At 56.3% G+C, this 15,404-nt stretch carries 13 protein-coding genes; 8 read left to right on the top strand and 5 right to left on the bottom strand.

Annotation, left to right across the window (positions count from 1 at the left end; all coding sequences use genetic code 11):
• The first annotated feature begins 513 nt into the window (after window positions 1-513).
• A complete protein-coding gene (locus tag IM303_RS18150) occupies window positions 514-2,079 on the top strand; it encodes an EAL domain-containing protein (protein WP_192987566.1) in 1,566 nt (521 codons plus the stop codon).
• Between the two features lie 6 nt (window positions 2,080-2,085).
• On the opposite strand, the gene soxS is transcribed toward IM303_RS18150, so the two are convergent.
• Window positions 2,086-2,412 carry a superoxide response transcriptional regulator SoxS gene (gene soxS / locus IM303_RS18145; protein ID WP_008503387.1) on the bottom strand — a complete coding sequence of 109 codons (327 nt, stop codon included), beginning with the start codon at window positions 2,410-2,412 and terminating at the stop codon, window positions 2,086-2,088.
• A 98-nt stretch (window positions 2,413-2,510) separates the two neighbouring features.
• On the opposite strand from soxS, the gene soxR reads away from it, so the two are divergent.
• From soxR to IM303_RS18125, 4 genes are all read left to right on the top strand, one after another.
• Window positions 2,511-2,969: a redox-sensitive transcriptional activator SoxR gene (gene soxR, locus IM303_RS18140; protein ID WP_023331806.1), complete on the top strand. Its 459-nt coding sequence runs from the start codon at window positions 2,511-2,513 to the stop codon at window positions 2,967-2,969.
• 287 nt (window positions 2,970-3,256) lie between these two features.
• Window positions 3,257-3,928, top strand: a complete 672-nt coding sequence (locus IM303_RS18135; protein WP_028015178.1) for a glutathione S-transferase family protein — start codon at window positions 3,257-3,259, stop codon at window positions 3,926-3,928.
• 297 nt (window positions 3,929-4,225) lie between these two features.
• A complete protein-coding gene (ghxP, locus tag IM303_RS18130; protein ID WP_193360145.1) occupies window positions 4,226-5,575 on the top strand; it encodes a guanine/hypoxanthine transporter GhxP in 1,350 nt (449 codons plus the stop codon).
• Between the two features lie 153 nt (window positions 5,576-5,728).
• Complete coding sequence (locus IM303_RS18125; protein WP_028015180.1) at window positions 5,729-7,375, top strand: Na+/H+ antiporter; 1,647 nt, start codon at window positions 5,729-5,731, stop codon at window positions 7,373-7,375.
• An 81-nt stretch (window positions 7,376-7,456) separates the two neighbouring features.
• Here IM303_RS18125 and IM303_RS18120 read toward each other — a convergent pair whose 3' ends face one another.
• Window positions 7,457-8,344 (bottom strand): LysR family transcriptional regulator, encoded by an 888-nt coding sequence (locus IM303_RS18120; protein WP_041911529.1) that lies wholly within the window; start codon window positions 8,342-8,344, stop codon window positions 7,457-7,459.
• A 102-nt stretch (window positions 8,345-8,446) separates the two neighbouring features.
• On the opposite strand from IM303_RS18120, the gene IM303_RS18115 reads away from it, so the two are divergent.
• Both IM303_RS18115 and IM303_RS18110 read left to right on the top strand, forming a co-directional pair.
• Window positions 8,447-8,857, top strand: coding sequence for a CidA/LrgA family protein (locus tag IM303_RS18115; RefSeq protein WP_048959362.1), 411 nt, complete (start codon window positions 8,447-8,449; stop codon window positions 8,855-8,857).
• Window positions 8,850-9,539, top strand: coding sequence for an LrgB family protein (locus IM303_RS18110; protein ID WP_045630755.1), 690 nt, complete (start codon window positions 8,850-8,852; stop codon window positions 9,537-9,539). The genes IM303_RS18115 and IM303_RS18110 overlap by 8 nt, the downstream gene beginning before the upstream one ends.
• Before the next feature lie 32 nt (window positions 9,540-9,571).
• On the opposite strand, the gene actP is transcribed toward IM303_RS18110, so the two are convergent.
• The 3 genes from actP to acs form a co-directional block, all read right to left on the bottom strand.
• The gene (actP, locus tag IM303_RS18105) at window positions 9,572-11,221 is read right to left on the bottom strand and encodes a cation/acetate symporter ActP (protein ID WP_059357313.1); all 1,650 of its coding nucleotides are present in this window, start codon (window positions 11,219-11,221) and stop codon (window positions 9,572-9,574) included.
• A complete protein-coding gene (locus tag IM303_RS18100; RefSeq protein ID WP_028015185.1) occupies window positions 11,218-11,532 on the bottom strand; it encodes a DUF485 domain-containing protein in 315 nt (104 codons plus the stop codon). Before IM303_RS18100 ends, actP begins: the two co-directional genes overlap by 4 nt.
• Window positions 11,533-11,660: 128 nt before the next feature.
• A complete protein-coding gene (gene acs / locus IM303_RS18095) occupies window positions 11,661-13,619 on the bottom strand; it encodes an acetate--CoA ligase (RefSeq protein ID WP_192987552.1) in 1,959 nt (652 codons plus the stop codon).
• 423 nt (window positions 13,620-14,042) lie between these two features.
• Between acs and gltP the strand changes: the two genes are divergently transcribed.
• Window positions 14,043-15,356, top strand: coding sequence for a glutamate/aspartate:proton symporter GltP (gene gltP, locus IM303_RS18090; protein WP_028015187.1), 1,314 nt, complete (start codon window positions 14,043-14,045; stop codon window positions 15,354-15,356).
• Window positions 15,357-15,404 lie beyond the last annotated feature (48 nt).

Genomic DNA, 15,404 nt, shown 5'->3' with positions numbered 1-15,404 from the left:
ATGCGGTTCGGGACCGCCTTCGGACAGGGGGGGAGGCGGATCCACAACGCGCTGAGGTAATCCCGTCGGGTAAGTGGGGAAGAGCATCTGAAGGCAGAGAGACGGCCAGCCGTGCCGTTTTTAGGGGGCGCATTATTTTCTGATAATATTGTGGTGATGTCTGATTATTTATAAAACAACGAACAAAATATACCCGCAGAAATAGGATAAAACGTCACGTTGGTGTTGTACTTTTTTCATGCCGCCAGAAGTTTTGCTTAATCAGCGATCCTCTGTTGTGTTCTCTTCAAACCTCCCGTACGCGATGGATAATTATTTTCCTTAATTAAAACGGAACGAATACTTACAGTTTAGCTTACGGGAAAATATTATCGTCATAACGAAATTTAAGATTTTTAATACTAAAAGTCAGTTGCTAACTTCGCATGATTCATGCAACGTAATCACCTGTTTAACAAAGCATCCGGCCTTCATTACTACAGGCGTACAACATGCAGGGATATAGGGCGGGAAATGAATCGTAGCGCGCGGCGCAAAATGCTCAGAGTGGTAGGGATCATCATGGTAGTTATGCTGCCGGTGATGCTTGCTCTATGGTTTGCCCAGCTACGAGCCGAGTCGGAAACGAGCGCTCAGCTACGGACATTTGCTGAACTGGCTTTAGACAAAACAGAACTGGTAATTCAACAAGTTGAACTGGCCAGGGGCGAGGCAGAAAAATATCAGGGTGAACGTTGTACGCCGGAACATCGTCAATATATGTTGAACGTTGTTCGTGGCCGCCTGTTTGTCGCCGATTTAATTTATGCAGAAGGTCAGAATTTTCTTTGTTCGACCGTTTTTACACCGGATCAACCCTACGTCATTCCGGTCGCTAATTACACGCGTAAACCTGACGTTGCTATCTATTATTTTCGCGATACGCCATTTTATACTGGCTATAAAATGACATATATGCAGCGCGGAAATTATGTCGTGGTGGTCAATCCGCTTTCTTACAGTGAAGTGATGTCTACCGATCATTCCCTCGCATGGGGGGTATACGACACGGTAACTAATGCCTTCTTTTCCGTCAGCCAGAAAGCCAATGCGACTTTATTAAATTCGATGATTCAGGATAAGGAATCGGTATTTCAAAAAGATAACCGTTTCTATACCGTCGTGAAATCGACAAATCGGCCTATTGCCGCCATCGTGTCGACGTCAGATAAACGTTTTTATGAAACGCTCTATCACCAGGCGACGTTGACGCTACCGCTGGGAATGATCTGCAGCATTATTATTTTGCTGGTGTGGTCCCGCACCCATCGTGAGCTTAATTCGCCGGGGCGCTTACTGCACCGGGCGCTAAACAAGCGCCAGCTTTGTGTGCACTATCAGCCGATTATTGATATCAAGAACAACCAGTGTGTGGGGGCAGAGGCGCTGTTGCGCTGGCCTGGTTTCAATGGGCAGGTAATGAGCCCGGCTGAGTTTATTCCGCTTGCGGAAAAAGAGGGAATGAGCGAGCGGATTACGGATTATGTCGTTGAGGAGGTGTTCAGCGATCTGGGCCATTTCCTGGCGGCGCATCCGCATCTCTATATTTCGATCAACCTGTCGGCCACGGACTTCCACTCCTCGCGGCTGATCGCCATGATTTCTGACAAGGCCCGGCACTACGCCGTACGCGCCCAGCAAATTAAAATCGAAGTGACGGAACGCGGCTTTATCGATGTGCCAAAAACCACGCCGGTGATTCAGGCCTTCCGTCAGGCGGGCTATGAAGTGGCGATCGATGATTTCGGGACCGGTTATTCCAACCTGCACAACCTCTACTCGTTGAACGTGGATATTCTGAAAATCGATAAATCGTTTATCGACACCTTAACCACCAACAGTACCAGCCACCTGATCGCCGAGCATATTATCGAGATGGCGCAAAGCCTACGGCTTAAAACCATTGCGGAAGGGGTTGAGACGGCTGAGCAGGTGAGCTGGCTGTTGAAGCGCGGCGTTGAGTTCTGTCAGGGATGGCACTTCGCGAAAGCGATGCCGCCCCAGGAGTTTATGACCTGGCAGCAGCAACCTTTGCACTGATATGCATTAATTCAACTGGTGGCGATAATCGCTCGGCGTACGGTCAAACTCGCGGCGAAACACACGGGAAAAGGTTTGTTGCGAAACATAGCCAAGATCCATCGCGATATCAAAAATCGGCCGCTGCGTTGAGCGTAACGCCTGCGCCGCCAGCAGGAGCCTGCGCTGGCGAATGTACTCCCCCAGCGTCTGGTGCATGACCGTACGGAACATTCTCTGTAAATACCATTTCGAATAGCCCGATTTTTTTGCGACCACATCAATGTTCAACGGTTGGTCGATATGATCGTCAATCCATTCAATAAGTGTCTGAATAATTTGCTGATGCGACATAAGGTTGCCCCTCTGTAGATACAACTTTCTCGGTTGATTCGTCGTTTTCTCTGCGGGGGAGTATAATTCCTCAAGTTAACTTGAGGTAAAGAGGTTTTATGGAAAAGAGATTGCCGCGCATTAAAGCGCTTTTAACCCCCGGCGAAGTGGCAAAGCGAAGCGGTGTTGCGGTATCGGCGCTCCACTTCTATGAAAGCAAAGGGTTAATTAAAAGCATCCGTAACGGCGGAAACCAGCGCCGCTACACCCGTGACGTGCTCCGCTACGTGGCGATTATCAAAATTGCGCAACGCATCGGCATTCCCCTGGCGACGATCGGTGAGGCATTCGGCGTGTTGCCGGAAGGGCACACGCTTAGCCCGAAAGAGTGGAAAGAGCTTTCGTCCCAGTGGCGTGAAGAGCTGGACAGGCGTATCCACACGCTGGTGGCGCTGCGTGACGAGCTGGACGGCTGTATCGGCTGCGGCTGCCTGTCCCGTAGCGACTGCCCGCTACGTAACCCTGGCGACAGGCTGGGCGAGCAGGGGACCGGGGCGCGGTTGCTGGAGGAGGATTAAGTTCTTGCGGCAAAAAGCATAATAAAGAACTAAAGCGCCACTAAGGGCGCTTTAGTTTTTCCCGGTCTTTGTCTTTCTCTCTATCCCGCTGGTTCACGGGAGGGTTTCCCCCGACATCAGCACCCCTCGTGTCGAGCTGGTTGGGGAGGTTCCGGATTGTGCTGACACTTTAATTCTATGCAAGACCCGTTTTTTCGCCAGCCGCGCTAGCCGTTTTTTAGACGAAATTTTTTCGCGGTGTTGTTCGATTTTCTATAGTTAAAAAGTATGAATAACAGGAGAAAATCATGCTCACGGTACATCACCTTAACCAGTCGCGCTCGCACCGCGTGATCTGGGCGCTGGAAGAGCTCGCCCTGCCTTATGAGATTGTTCACTACCAGCGCGAAAAGAACATGCTGGCACCCGAGTCCCTCAAAAAGGTGCATCCGTTGGGCAAATCGCCGGTCATTGAAGATAACGGGCTGATCCTTGCGGAGTCAGGCGCCATTCTGGAATATCTGCAGGAAACCTATGATGCCGAATCGCGGCTGAAGCCTTTAGACCCCGCGCATAAGGTGCAATACCGCTTCTGGCTGCATTACGCAGAAGGGTCGCTGATGCCGCTGCTGCTCATGAAGCTGGTCTTCAGCAGCCTGGGCAAACCGCCCGTGCCGTTTGGCATCCGAACGCTGGGCAAGGCGCTGGGGCAGGGGGTACAGAAAGCGTATCTCAACCCCCAGCTGGAGACCCATGCGCGCTTTATTGACTCACATCTTGCTAAAAACAGCTGGTTTGCCGGAGAGACGTTAAGCATGGCCGACATTCAGATGAGCTTCCCCCTCTTTGCCCTGCTGGCGCGCGGCGGCATTGCTAATCTTCCGCATATTCAGGCATGGAAGCAAAAAGTGGAAACTAGTCCTGGCTGGCAAAGAACCCTGCAACAAGGTGGCCCGTTAACGATCCCGGGCGAGGATTGAAATGTAAACAAATTGCGCATAGACGATAACGTTTGCGCATCCTCTGTTTATTTCTTCATCGTCATAAGTGAATTTTAGCGAAAAACGACAAAGTTCAGTTGAAAAGGGCGGGTATTAGGCTGGATAATCGTTTGCCTTAATTTGACCACCCGTTTTATAAGCGCGGAGCTAAACGTTTGCTTTTTTTGTGACGCCCTTTCGTCGCAAACGCAACACACGGATTTGACGTTTTAGCTGGCAGCGGTGTCTCCACCACGCTTATGGACGTTCTATAAAAACTCTCAGGGGATGTTTTCTATGTCTACGCCATCTGCGCGTACCGGCGGTTCACTTGACGCCATGTTTAAAATTTCGGCTCGTGGCAGCACCGTGCGCCAGGAAGTCGTTGCCGGTCTGACCACGTTTCTGGCGATGGTTTACTCCGTCATCGTGGTGCCGGGCATGCTGGGCAAGGCGGGCTTCCCGCCTGCGGCTGTCTTTGTCGCCACCTGCCTGGTGGCCGGCGTGGGCTCCATCGTAATGGGCCTGTGGGCGAACCTGCCGCTGGCGATTGGTTGCGCCATCTCTTTGACCGCCTTTACCGCGTTCAGTCTGGTGCTGGGCCAGCAGATCAGCGTACCGGTTGCCCTCGGCGCCGTGTTCCTGATGGGCGTACTGTTTACCGTTATTTCTGCCACCGGCATCCGTAGCTGGATTTTGCGCAACCTGCCGCAGGGCGTGGCGCACGGCACCGGTATCGGTATCGGCCTGTTCCTGCTGCTGATCGCTGCCAACGGCGTGGGTCTGGTCATCAAGAACCCGCTGGACGGCCTGCCGGTAGCGCTCGGTCATTTCGCGAGCTTCCCGGTCATTATGTCGCTCATCGGTCTGGCGGTGATTATCGGCCTGGAAAAACTGAAGGTGCCGGGCGGCATTTTGCTGACCATTATTGGCATTTCTATTGTCGGCCTGATTTTCGATCCGACCGTTCACTTCTCCGGTATTTTCGCCATGCCGTCGCTGAGCGATGACAAAGGCAACTCCCTGATCGGCAGCCTGGATATCGTCGGCGCGCTGAACCCGGTGATCCTGCCAAGCGTGCTGGCGCTGGTGATGACCGCGGTATTTGACGCCACCGGTACCATTCGCGCGGTGGCCGGTCAGGCCAACCTGCTGGATAAAGACGGTCAGATTATTGATGGCGGCAAAGCGCTGACCACCGACTCCCTGAGCAGCGTCTTCTCTGGTCTGGTGGGTGCGGCGCCTGCGGCGGTGTATATCGAATCTGCAGCGGGTACGGCGGCAGGCGGTAAAACCGGTCTGACGGCCATCACCGTCGGCGTGCTGTTCCTGCTGATCCTGTTCCTCTCTCCGCTCTCCTACCTGGTACCTGCGTATGCGACCGCGCCAGCGCTGATGTACGTCGGCCTGCTGATGCTGAGCAACGTGGCGAAAATCGATTTTGCGGACTTCGTGGAAGCGATGTCCGGCCTGATTACCGCAGTGTTTATCGTCCTGACCTGTAACATCGTGACCGGCATTATGATCGGCTTTGCCTCGCTGGTGATTGGCCGCCTGGTCTCCGGTGAGTGGCGCAAGCTGAACATCGGCACCGTGGTGATCGCCGTTGCGTTGGTCGCCTTCTACGCGGGCGGCTGGGCAATCTGAGTTATCCATTGATGCGAAAACGGGTGGCTCAGGCCGCCCGTTTTTATTTTCAGGACTCATCCCGTTGCCTTTTGCGTTACTCTGGAGAGGATAGAATAAGAGGCACGACGCCTCAGGTTTGGCTTAAAAAGAAACACAGCAAACAGGGAACGCATGGAAATTTTCTTCACAATACTCATCATGACCCTTGTGGTCTCATTATCCGGGGTGGTTACACGCGTACTGCCCTTCCAGGTCCCCCTGCCTTTAATGCAAATAGCCATCGGTGCGCTGCTGGCGTGGCCGACGTTCGGTCTGCACGTGGAGTTCGATCCGGAACTGTTCCTCGTGCTGTTTATCCCGCCGCTGCTGTTTGCCGATGGGTGGAAAACGCCGACGCGCGAATTTCTTGAGCATGGGCGAGAGATCTTCGGCCTGGCGCTGGCGCTGGTGGTCGTTACCGTGGTCGGGATTGGTTTCCTGATCTACTGGGCCGTACCGGGTATCCCGTTAATACCCGCCTTTGCGCTGGCCGCCGTGCTGTCGCCGACCGACGCCGTGGCCCTTTCCGGCATTGTGGGTGAAGGGCGCATTCCGAAGAAAATAATGGGCATTTTGCAGGGCGAGGCGTTAATGAACGACGCTTCCGGCCTGGTGGCCCTGAAGTTTGCCGTGGCGGTAGCCATGGGCACCATGGTCTTTACCATTGGTGGCGCGACCCTGGAATTCTTCAAGGTGGCGATTGGCGGTATTCTCGCGGGTTTCGTGGTGAGCTGGCTGTATGGTCGTTCGCTGCGCTTCCTCAGCCGCTGGGGCGGCGATGAACCGGCGACGCAAATCGTTCTGCTGTTCCTGCTGCCGTTTGCCTCTTACCTTATCGCTGAACATATCGGCGTCTCGGGCATTCTGGCGGCGGTAGCGGCGGGGATGACCATCACCCGCTCCGGCGTGATGCGCCGCGCGCCGCTGGCGATGCGCCTGCGCGCCAACAGCACCTGGGCGATGCTGGAATTTGTCTTTAACGGCATGGTCTTCCTGCTGCTGGGCCTGCAGCTGCCGGGCATTATGGAATCCTCGCTGATCGCGGCGGAGGCGGATCCAAACGTTGAAGTCTGGATGCTGTTTACCGATATAGTGCTGATCTACATGGCATTAATGCTGGTGCGTTTCGGCTGGCTGTGGACGATGAAAAAGTTCAGCGTCCGCTTCCTGACCAAAAAGCCGATGGAGTTCGGCTCCTGGACCACGCGCGAGCTGCTGATTGCCTCCTTCGCGGGCGTACGCGGGGCGATAACCCTCGCCGGTGTGCTCTCTATTCCGCTGCTGCTGCCGACGGGCGACGTCTTCCCGGCGCGCTACGAGCTGGTGTTCCTGGCGGCGGGCGTGATCCTCTTCTCGCTGTTTGTCGGCGTGATTATGCTGCCGATTTTACTCCAGCACATTGATGCCGGTGACTCGACCCAACAGCACAAAGAGGAGCGGATAGCCCGCGCGGCGACGGCGGAAGTGGCGATAGTGGCCATTGAGAAGATGGAGGAGCGTCTGGCTGCCGATGCCGAAGAGAACATTGATAACCAGCTGCTGAAGGAAGTCAGTTCACGCGTAATTGGTAATTTGCGCCGTCGTGCTGACGGACGTAACGACGTGGAAAGCTCGCTGCAGGAAGAGAACCTCGAGCGTCGTTTCCGCCTGGCGGCGCTGCGCTCCGAGCGTGCCGAGCTGTATCACCTGCGCGCGACGCGTCAGATCAGCAACGAGACGCTGCAAAAGCTGCTGCACGATCTGGACCTGTTAGAAGCGCTGTTAATAGAGAATCAGTAGCGCGTTGTTGCCCGGTGGCGCTGCGCTTACCGGGCCTACGTTTGAACCGTAGGCCGGGTAAGGCGAAGCCGCCACCCGGCACTATTCAGACCGCACCCAAAACCCCTCACAACATTGCAGCCACGCCTGTGCGCTGTGCGAAAGATACACCCCTTCACGCCAAATCATCCCCAACTGCCAGTGCAGGTCACTCTCCAGCGGGATCCAGCGCAGCGTGTTTTTATCCAGCCGCTCGCAGATCGGCTGCGGCAGAATGGCAATTCCCACGCCCGCCTGCACCATCGCCGCCAGGAAATCCCACTGGCCGCTGCGCACCGCAATGCGGGGCTTCACGTTATGGTGGTTAAACAGGGTCATCAGCTGGCGGCTTAAGGCGAAGTCTTCGTTGTAGATCAGCAGCGGGTGTTCACCGAGCAGATCGGGCTTCACTGAGTCTATCTTCAGCCAGTCGCCGGAGCGGGGCACCAGCACGCACAGCGGATGGCTGAACAGCGGCAGCGTTGCCAGCCCGCTCTCTTCCTCCACGGGAAGGGCCGTCATCGCCACGTCCAGCTCGCCGTTGATCACCGCCTGCTGCACGGTCAGGCCGCCAAATTCAGAAATTTTGAGCTCAACGCCAGGGTAACGCTGGCGAAACAGGCTTATCGGCCCGGCCATCATCATGCCGACCATCGGCGGAATGCCGAGCCGCAGCAGACCTTTCGTCAGGTGGTTGATGTCCGCAAGCTCGGCCTCAAGCTGGCGAAACTCCGCCAGGATCGCCAGCCCGCGCTCGAACACCACGCGTCCGGTATCGGTCAGCAGCAGCTTGCGTCCGTCGCGGATCAGCAGGGTACAGTTCAGCTCGTCTTCGAGGTTTTTCAGCATCTTGCTGATGGTTGGCTGGGTAACGAACAACTTCTCCGCTGCGCGGGTAAAACTTTGCTGGCGAACCACCTCGACAAAATAGCGCAGCGTTCTTATGTCCATGATTATTCCTCGAAACTATACCTTCGATGATTTTAATTCATTTCAGTCGATGACGTACGCTCACTATACTGGCGCCTCGTCTCATTTCTGAGGAAAACCCCCATGGCCGTGGCGTTAAGCCGTGTTACGCCTGCCGTTGTGCAACGACTCCAGGTCCCGGTTCAGGTACTGCTCTACGCGGGACTGTTTATTTTTGCGGAATACCTTGTCGACTGGCTGCATCTGCCTTTACCCGCCAACCTGGTGGGAATGGTGCTGATGCTGGTGCTGATCCTCTGCCGCGCGTTGCCCCTCAGCTGGGTGCGCGCCGGCGCGCGCTGGCTGCTGGCGGAGATGCTGCTGTTCTTCGTTCCGGCCGTGGTGGCGGTGGTGAACTATGCGCAGCTGCTGATGGTCGACGGCTGGCGCATCTTCACGGTTATTGCCCTGAGCACGCTGATGGTGCTGGGTGCCACCGCCTGGGTGGTGGATAAGGTGTACCGGTTCGAAATCAGCAGGCAAAAGCATGACTAACTTTCAGATAAGCGTGTTGTGCCTGATCGTGACGGTCGCCATCTACTTTGCCAACAAGCGCCTGTATCGCCGCTTTCGCACGCTGCCGCTGATGCCGCTGGTCTTCACGCCGATCCTGCTGGTGCTGATGCTGGTCTTCGGCCATATCTCCTGGCAGAACTACATTGGTGAATCCCACTGGCTGCTGTGGCTGCTCGGCCCGGCGACTATCGCCTTTGCGGTGCCGGTGTATGACAACCTGGCGATTATCAAACGCCACTGGATGTCGCTCAGCGCGGGCGTCGTCACCGCGACGGTGGTGGCGGTCTGTAGCTCCGTCTGGCTGGCGCGGCTGTTTACCCTCTCCGATGAAATTCAGCGCAGCCTGGCCGTGCGCTCGGTGACCACGCCGTTTGCGCTGGCGGCCGCCAAACCGCTCGGCGGGCAGCCGGATCTGGTGGCGCTGTTTGTGGTGGTGACGGGCGTCTTTGGCATGGCGGTGGGAGATGTACTGTTCCTGCGGCTCTCTATCCGTGAAGGGATGGCGAAAGGAGCAGGGTTTGGCGCGGCATCTCACGGGGCAGGCACGGCGCGTTCGTATGAGCTGGGTCAGCAGGAAGGGGTCGTTGCAAGCCTGGTGATGATGCTCTCGGGCGTGACGATGGTGCTGATTGCGCCGCTGGTGGCGTGGGTGATGTTTTAAGCTCCCCGGCCAGCGTGACCGGGGAGAAAGGCTTAGTGTGCGCGGCCCTGCTCAACGCCGAGGCCGGTTTGTGAGCGGATAAACTGGGCGCGGAATTTCTCACGCTCCAGGTTACCCTCCGGCGAGTTGTCGGTAGCCGAGAAGATCCAGATACCGATAAACGCCACGGCAATGGAGAACAGCGCCGGGTACTCGTACGGGAAGATAGCGCTTTCGTGACCGAGGATCTGCACCCAGATGGTCGGGCCGAGGATCATCAGAATTACCGCTGTCAGCAGGCCGAGCCAGCCGCCTATCATCGCCCCACGGGTGGTCAGTTTGGACCAGTACATGGAGAGCAGAATGATTGGGAAGTTACAGCTTGCCGCAATTGAGAAGGCCAGTCCCACCATAAAGGCGATGTTCTGTTTCTCAAACAGGATCCCCAGCAGAATAGCGACCACGCCCAGCACCAGCACGGTGATTTTGGAAACCTTCAGCTCGTCGCGCTCGCTCGCGCCTTTACGGAAGACGTTGGCGTAGAGGTCGTGCGATACCGCAGACGCGCCCGCCAGCGTCAGCCCGGCGACCACCGCAAGGATGGTGGCGAAGGCCACGGCGGAGATAAAGCCGAGGAACAGGTTGCCGCCCACCGCGTCGGCCAGGTGCACCGCCGCCATGTTGTTACCACCAATCAGCGCGCCCGCCGCGTCTTTAAACGCCGGGTTCGCGCCCACCAGCATGATCGCGCCGAAGCCGATGATAAAGGTCAGGATGTAGAAGTAACCCATAAAGCCGGTGGCGTAGAAGACGCTCTTACGTGCTTCACGCGCGTCTGACACCGTGAAGAAACGCATCAGAATGTGCGGCAGGCCAGCGGTACCAAACATCAGGCCGAGACCGAGAGAGAGCGCGGAGATCGGATCTTTCACCAGCCCGCCCGGGCTCATGATCGCTTCTCCTTTCGGGTGGACAGCCATCGCTTCGGTGAACAGGTTATTGAAGCTGAAGCCGACGTGCTTCATCACCATAAAGGCCATAAAGCTCGCGCCGAACAGCAGCAGTACGGCTTTGATGATCTGCACCCAGGTGGTGGCCAGCATGCCGCCGAACAGAACGTACATCACCATCAGCACGCCCACCAGCACCACCGCGACGTGGTAGTTCAGGCCAAACAGCAGTTCGATAAGCTTGCCCGCGCCCACCATCTGGGCGATCAGATACAGCGCCACCACCACCAGCGAGCCGCAGGCGGAGAGGGTACGAATCGGCCCCTGCTTCAGGCGATAGGATGCCACGTCAGCGAAGGTGTAACGTCCCAGGTTGCGCAAGCGTTCGGCAATCAGGAACAGAATGATCGGCCAGCCGACAAGGAAGCCGAGGGAGTAGATCAGGCCGTCATAGCCGGAGGTGTACACCAGTGCGGAGATCCCGAGGAACGAGGCGGCGGACATAAAGTCACCCGCAATCGCCAGGCCGTTCTGGAAGCCGGTAATGTTGCCGCCCGCAGTGTAGTAATCGTTACGGGAGCGAACGCGTTTCGACGCCCAGTACGTAATGTACAGCGTCAGCACCACGAAAATCAGGAACATGATAATCGCCTGCCAGTTGGTTGGCTGGCGCTGTACCTCGCCGGTAATGGCATCCGCCGCGTGGGCGGCAAAGGGAAGTGTGGCGGCTAGCGCCGTCAGGACTCGCTTCATGATGCTTTTACCTCTTGCAGTACCGCTTTATTAAGACGATCGAACTCACCGTTCGCGCGCCAGACGTAGACGCCGGTCAGCACAAATGAAATCACGATCACGCCAATGCCAATGGGGATACCGCGCGTCACGCTGGTGCCCTCATGTAACGGGGTGCCCAGCCAGTGCGGCGCAAAGGCGATCAGCAGAATAAAGCCGACATAGATAATCAGCATGATGATGGAAAGGGTGAAGGCAAACCGTTGCCGCTTATCGACGAGCTCCCTGTAGTGCGCACTATTCTCTATCTGCTGACAAATATCGTTATTCATCACAGAAATCTCCAGAGGTAAGGTTGGTTTGTTTTATCCCCTCTCCCCTATGGGGAGAGGGTGAGGGGAGGAAGGTGCGGTCTGATGCCCTCACCCCGGCCCTCTCCCACGGGGAGAGGGAGAAAACACTAGGATGGCATTGCGATGGCCTGCTTCTCTTCGAGCAGTTTGTCCACCACGCCAGGATCGGCAAGCGTTGAGGTATCGCCGAGGTTGCTGGTATCGCCTGCCGCGATTTTGCGCAGGATACGGCGCATAATCTTGCCGGAACGGGTTTTCGGCAGCGAGTCTGTCCAGTGCAGTACGTCCGGCGTGGCAAGCGGGCCAATCTCTTTACGTACCCAGTTGCGCACCTCGGTATACAGCTCCGGCGACGGCTCTTCACCGTGGTTCAGGGTGACGTAGGCGTAGATCGCCTGGCCCTTGATGTTGTGAGGAATGCCGACCACCGCCGCTTCGGCAATCTTCGGATGCGACACCAGCGCGGACTCAATTTCTGCCGTACCCAGACGGTGGCCGGAAACGTTCAGCACGTCGTCCACGCGTCCGGTGATCCAGTAATAACCGTCTTCATCCCGGCGCGCGCCGTCGCCGCTGAAGTACATGTTTTTAAAGGTCGAGAAGTAGGTCTGCTCGAAGCGCTCGTGATCGCCAAACAGCGTGCGCGCCTGGCCCGGCCAGGAGTCTGTGATCACCAGGTTACCCTCGGTGGCGCCTTCCTGCGGATTGCCTTCGTTATCCACCAGCGCAGGCTGCACGCCGAAGAACGGACGGGTTGCCGAGCCGGCCTTCAGCTGCGTGGCACCCGGCATTGGGGTGATCATGAAGCCGCCGGTTTCGGTCTGCCACCAGGTGTCCATCACCGGGCACTTCTCGTTACCGATTTTCTTCCAGTACCACTCCCAGGCTTCCGGGTTGATGGGCTCGCCCACGGAGCCGAGGATGCGCAATGAGGAGCGGTCAGTGCCCTCGATGGCCTTATCGCCTTCCGCCATTAACGCGCGGATCGCCGTTGGCGCGGTGTAAAGAATGTTGACCTGGTGCTTATCGACCACCTGACACATGCGCGCCGGGGTCGGCCAGTTCGGTACGCCCTCAAACATCAGCGTCGTTGCGCCGCAGGCCAGCGGGCCGTACAGCAGGTAGCTGTGTCCGGTGACCCAACCCACGTCGGCGGTACACCAGTAGATGTCGCCCGGATGGTAGTCGAAGACGTATTTAAAGGTGGTGGCCGCATAGACCAGATAGCCGCCGGTGGTGTGCAGTACGCCTTTCGGTTTACCGGTTGAGCCGGAGGTGTAAAGAATAAACAGCGGATCTTCCGCGTTCATCTCTTCCGGCTGATGCTGGTCGCTCGCTTTTTCAATCAGGTCGCTCCACCACAGGTCACGCCCCTCGTGCCAGTCGATCTTGCCGCCGGTACGCTTGAGGACAATGACGTTATTGATGGATTTGACGTTCGGGTTTTTCAGCGCTTCATCGACGTTTTTCTTCAGCGGAATACCGCGCCCGGCGCGTACGCCCTCGTCGGCGGTGATCACCAGCTTCGAGTTCGAGTCAACGATGCGCCCGGCAACCGCTTCAGGGGAGAAGCCGCCGAAGATGACGGAGTGGATCGCGCCAATACGCGCGCAGGCGAGCATAGCTACCGCCGCTTCCGGCACCATCGGCATGTAGATCGCCACCACGTCGCCTTTTTTAATCCCCTGGTCCAGCAGCACGTTAGCGAAGCGGCAGACGTCGCGGTGCAGCTCTTTATAAGAGATGTGTTTGCTCTGAGAGGCATCGTCGCCTTCCCAGATAATGGCCGTTTCGTTGCCGCGTTCGGCAAGATGGCGGTCCAGGCAGTTCGCCGCCAGGTTCAGCGTGCCGTCTTCATACCATTTAATGGAGACGTTGCCTGGCGCGAAAGAGGTATTCTTCACCTTCTGATAAGGTTTGATCCAGTCAAGGATGTGACCCTGCTCGGCCCAGAAGGCGTCCGGGTTGGTAACAGATTGCTGATATTTCTCGTGGTACTGCTCCGGGGTGATCAGGCAACGGTCCGCAATGTTTGCGGGAATGTCGTGTTTGTGTATTTGGCTCATGGCTTTTTTTCTCCTTGTAAGATGTTAATAATATGTCGCAAAAACGTTAATAGTAGGGGCTTTACAAGCTTTGTTTAGTATTTGGGCGACAGATCACGCATTGTTTGAACAGGTTGAAAATTGAGCGAATGAAACTTTGAAGGGAAATAATTCACGATGCCGATTATTCACAATTCTTTATAAAAAAGCGTTTTTATAACAAAAGGTTATTTATCAGAATTATGACAAACTTGCGTCATAACCGCTTTTGATAGTGAAATGCGTCGTTCTTTAAGGCTTGCGCAACAGGTCGTGCAAATGATACTCATACGCCGCGTTAAAAAATCCCATAAACCAACGCAACACAATTCATACCCTTTCAGTATGTCTCCATATTCATGCAGTTTTGCTGGTGCGGAGATTTCATTGAGGAAGTCAGTTTCTATGAAAAATTTGAAAGTCAGCCTGGCCTGGCAGATCCTGCTGGCCCTTGTGCTGGGCATCTTGCTGGGCAGTTATCTTCATTATCATAGCGACAGCCGCGAGTGGCTGATTGCGAACCTGCTCTCTCCGGCAGGCGATATTTTTATTCATCTGATTAAGATGATTGTGGTGCCCATTGTGATCTCGACGCTGGTGGTCGGTATCGCGGGCGTCGGCGATGCGAAGCAGTTAGGTCGCATTGGCGCGAAAACTATTCTCTATTTCGAAGTGATCACCACGGTTGCGATTATCCTCGGCATAACGCTGGCGAACGTATTCCAGCCAGGCTCCGGGATCGATATGTCGCAGCTGGCGACGGTGGATATTTCGAAATACCAAAGCACCACCGCTGACGTGCAGAGCCATTCCCACGGTCTGATGGGGACTATCCTGTCGCTGGTGCCGACCAACATCATTGCTTCCATGGCGAAAGGCGAGATGCTGCCGATCATCTTCTTCTCGGTGCTGTTTGGTCTGGGGCTCTCCTCCTTGCCGGCAACGCACCGTGAGCCGCTGGTGACCGTATTCCGCTCTATCTCCGAAACCATGTTCAAAGTGACCCACATGGTGATGCGCTACGCGCCGGTTGGGGTGTTCGCGCTTATCGCCGTGACCGTGGCGAACTTTGGTTTTGCCTCCCTGTGGCCGCTGGCGAAGCTGGTGATCCTGGTGCACTTCGCCATTCTGTTCTTCGCACTGGTGGTGCTGGGGATTGTGGCGCGCCTGTGCGGGCTGAGTATCTGGATCCTGATCCGTATCCTGAAGGATGAACTGATTCTGGCGTACTCCACCGCAAGCTCCGAGAGCGTGCTGCCGCGCATTATCGAGAAGATGGAGGCGTACGGTGCGCCAGCGTCGATAACGAGCTTCGTGGTGCCGACCGGCTACTCCTTTAACCTGGATGGCTCGACGTTGTACCAGAGTATTGCGGCGATCTTTATCGCGCAGCTGTACGGCATTGACCTGTCGCTGTGGCAGGAGATCGTACTGGTTCTGACGCTGATGGTGACCTCAAAGGGCATCGCAGGCGTGCCGGGCGTCTCCTTCGTGGTGCTGCTGGCGACGCTGGGCAGCGTGGGTATTCCGCTGGAAGGCCTGGCGTTTATCGCCGGTGTGGACCGTATCCTCGATATGGCGCGTACGGCGCTTAACGTGGTGGGTAACGCGCTGGCGGTGCTGGTTATCGCCAAGTGGGAACACAAATTCGACCGTAAAAAAGCGCTGGCGTATGAACGCGAAGTGCTGGGTCGTTTTGATAAGACGGCTGACCAGTAACATCCTAAGCCCGGTGGCGCTGCGCTTACCGGGCCTACGGGTTTTGTA

This window comes from Enterobacter cloacae complex sp. P38RS, assembly GCF_014930775.1.
GTDB classification, from domain to species: Bacteria; Pseudomonadota; Gammaproteobacteria; order Enterobacterales; family Enterobacteriaceae; genus Enterobacter; species Enterobacter bugandensis.
This window is presented reverse-complemented; position numbering and strand designations above follow the sequence as displayed.

Excerpts from the sequence above, each read along its gene's own strand:
- IM303_RS18110 (WP_045630755.1), top strand. The coding sequence starts at position 8,850 with ATGACTAACTTTCAGATAAGCGTGTTGTGCCTGATCGTGACGGTCGCC.
- IM303_RS18150 (WP_192987566.1), top strand. The coding sequence starts at position 514 with ATGAATCGTAGCGCGCGGCGCAAAATGCTCAGAGTGGTAGGGATCATC.
- gltP (WP_028015187.1), top strand. The coding sequence starts at position 14,043 with ATGAAAAATTTGAAAGTCAGCCTGGCCTGGCAGATCCTGCTGGCCCTT.
- IM303_RS18115 (WP_048959362.1), top strand. The coding sequence starts at position 8,447 with ATGGCCGTGGCGTTAAGCCGTGTTACGCCTGCCGTTGTGCAACGACTC.
- IM303_RS18100 (WP_028015185.1), bottom strand. The coding sequence starts at position 11,532 with ATGAATAACGATATTTGTCAGCAGATAGAGAATAGTGCGCACTACAGG.
- soxS (WP_008503387.1), bottom strand. The coding sequence starts at position 2,412 with ATGTCGCATCAGCAAATTATTCAGACACTTATTGAATGGATTGACGAT.
- actP (WP_059357313.1), bottom strand. The coding sequence starts at position 11,221 with ATGAAGCGAGTCCTGACGGCGCTAGCCGCCACACTTCCCTTTGCCGCC.
- IM303_RS18125 (WP_028015180.1), top strand. The coding sequence starts at position 5,729 with ATGGAAATTTTCTTCACAATACTCATCATGACCCTTGTGGTCTCATTA.
- IM303_RS18135 (WP_028015178.1), top strand. The coding sequence starts at position 3,257 with ATGCTCACGGTACATCACCTTAACCAGTCGCGCTCGCACCGCGTGATC.
- acs (WP_192987552.1), bottom strand. The coding sequence starts at position 13,619 with ATGAGCCAAATACACAAACACGACATTCCCGCAAACATTGCGGACCGT.
- IM303_RS18120 (WP_041911529.1), bottom strand. The coding sequence starts at position 8,344 with ATGGACATAAGAACGCTGCGCTATTTTGTCGAGGTGGTTCGCCAGCAA.
- soxR (WP_023331806.1), top strand. The coding sequence starts at position 2,511 with ATGGAAAAGAGATTGCCGCGCATTAAAGCGCTTTTAACCCCCGGCGAA.
- ghxP (WP_193360145.1), top strand. The coding sequence starts at position 4,226 with ATGTCTACGCCATCTGCGCGTACCGGCGGTTCACTTGACGCCATGTTT.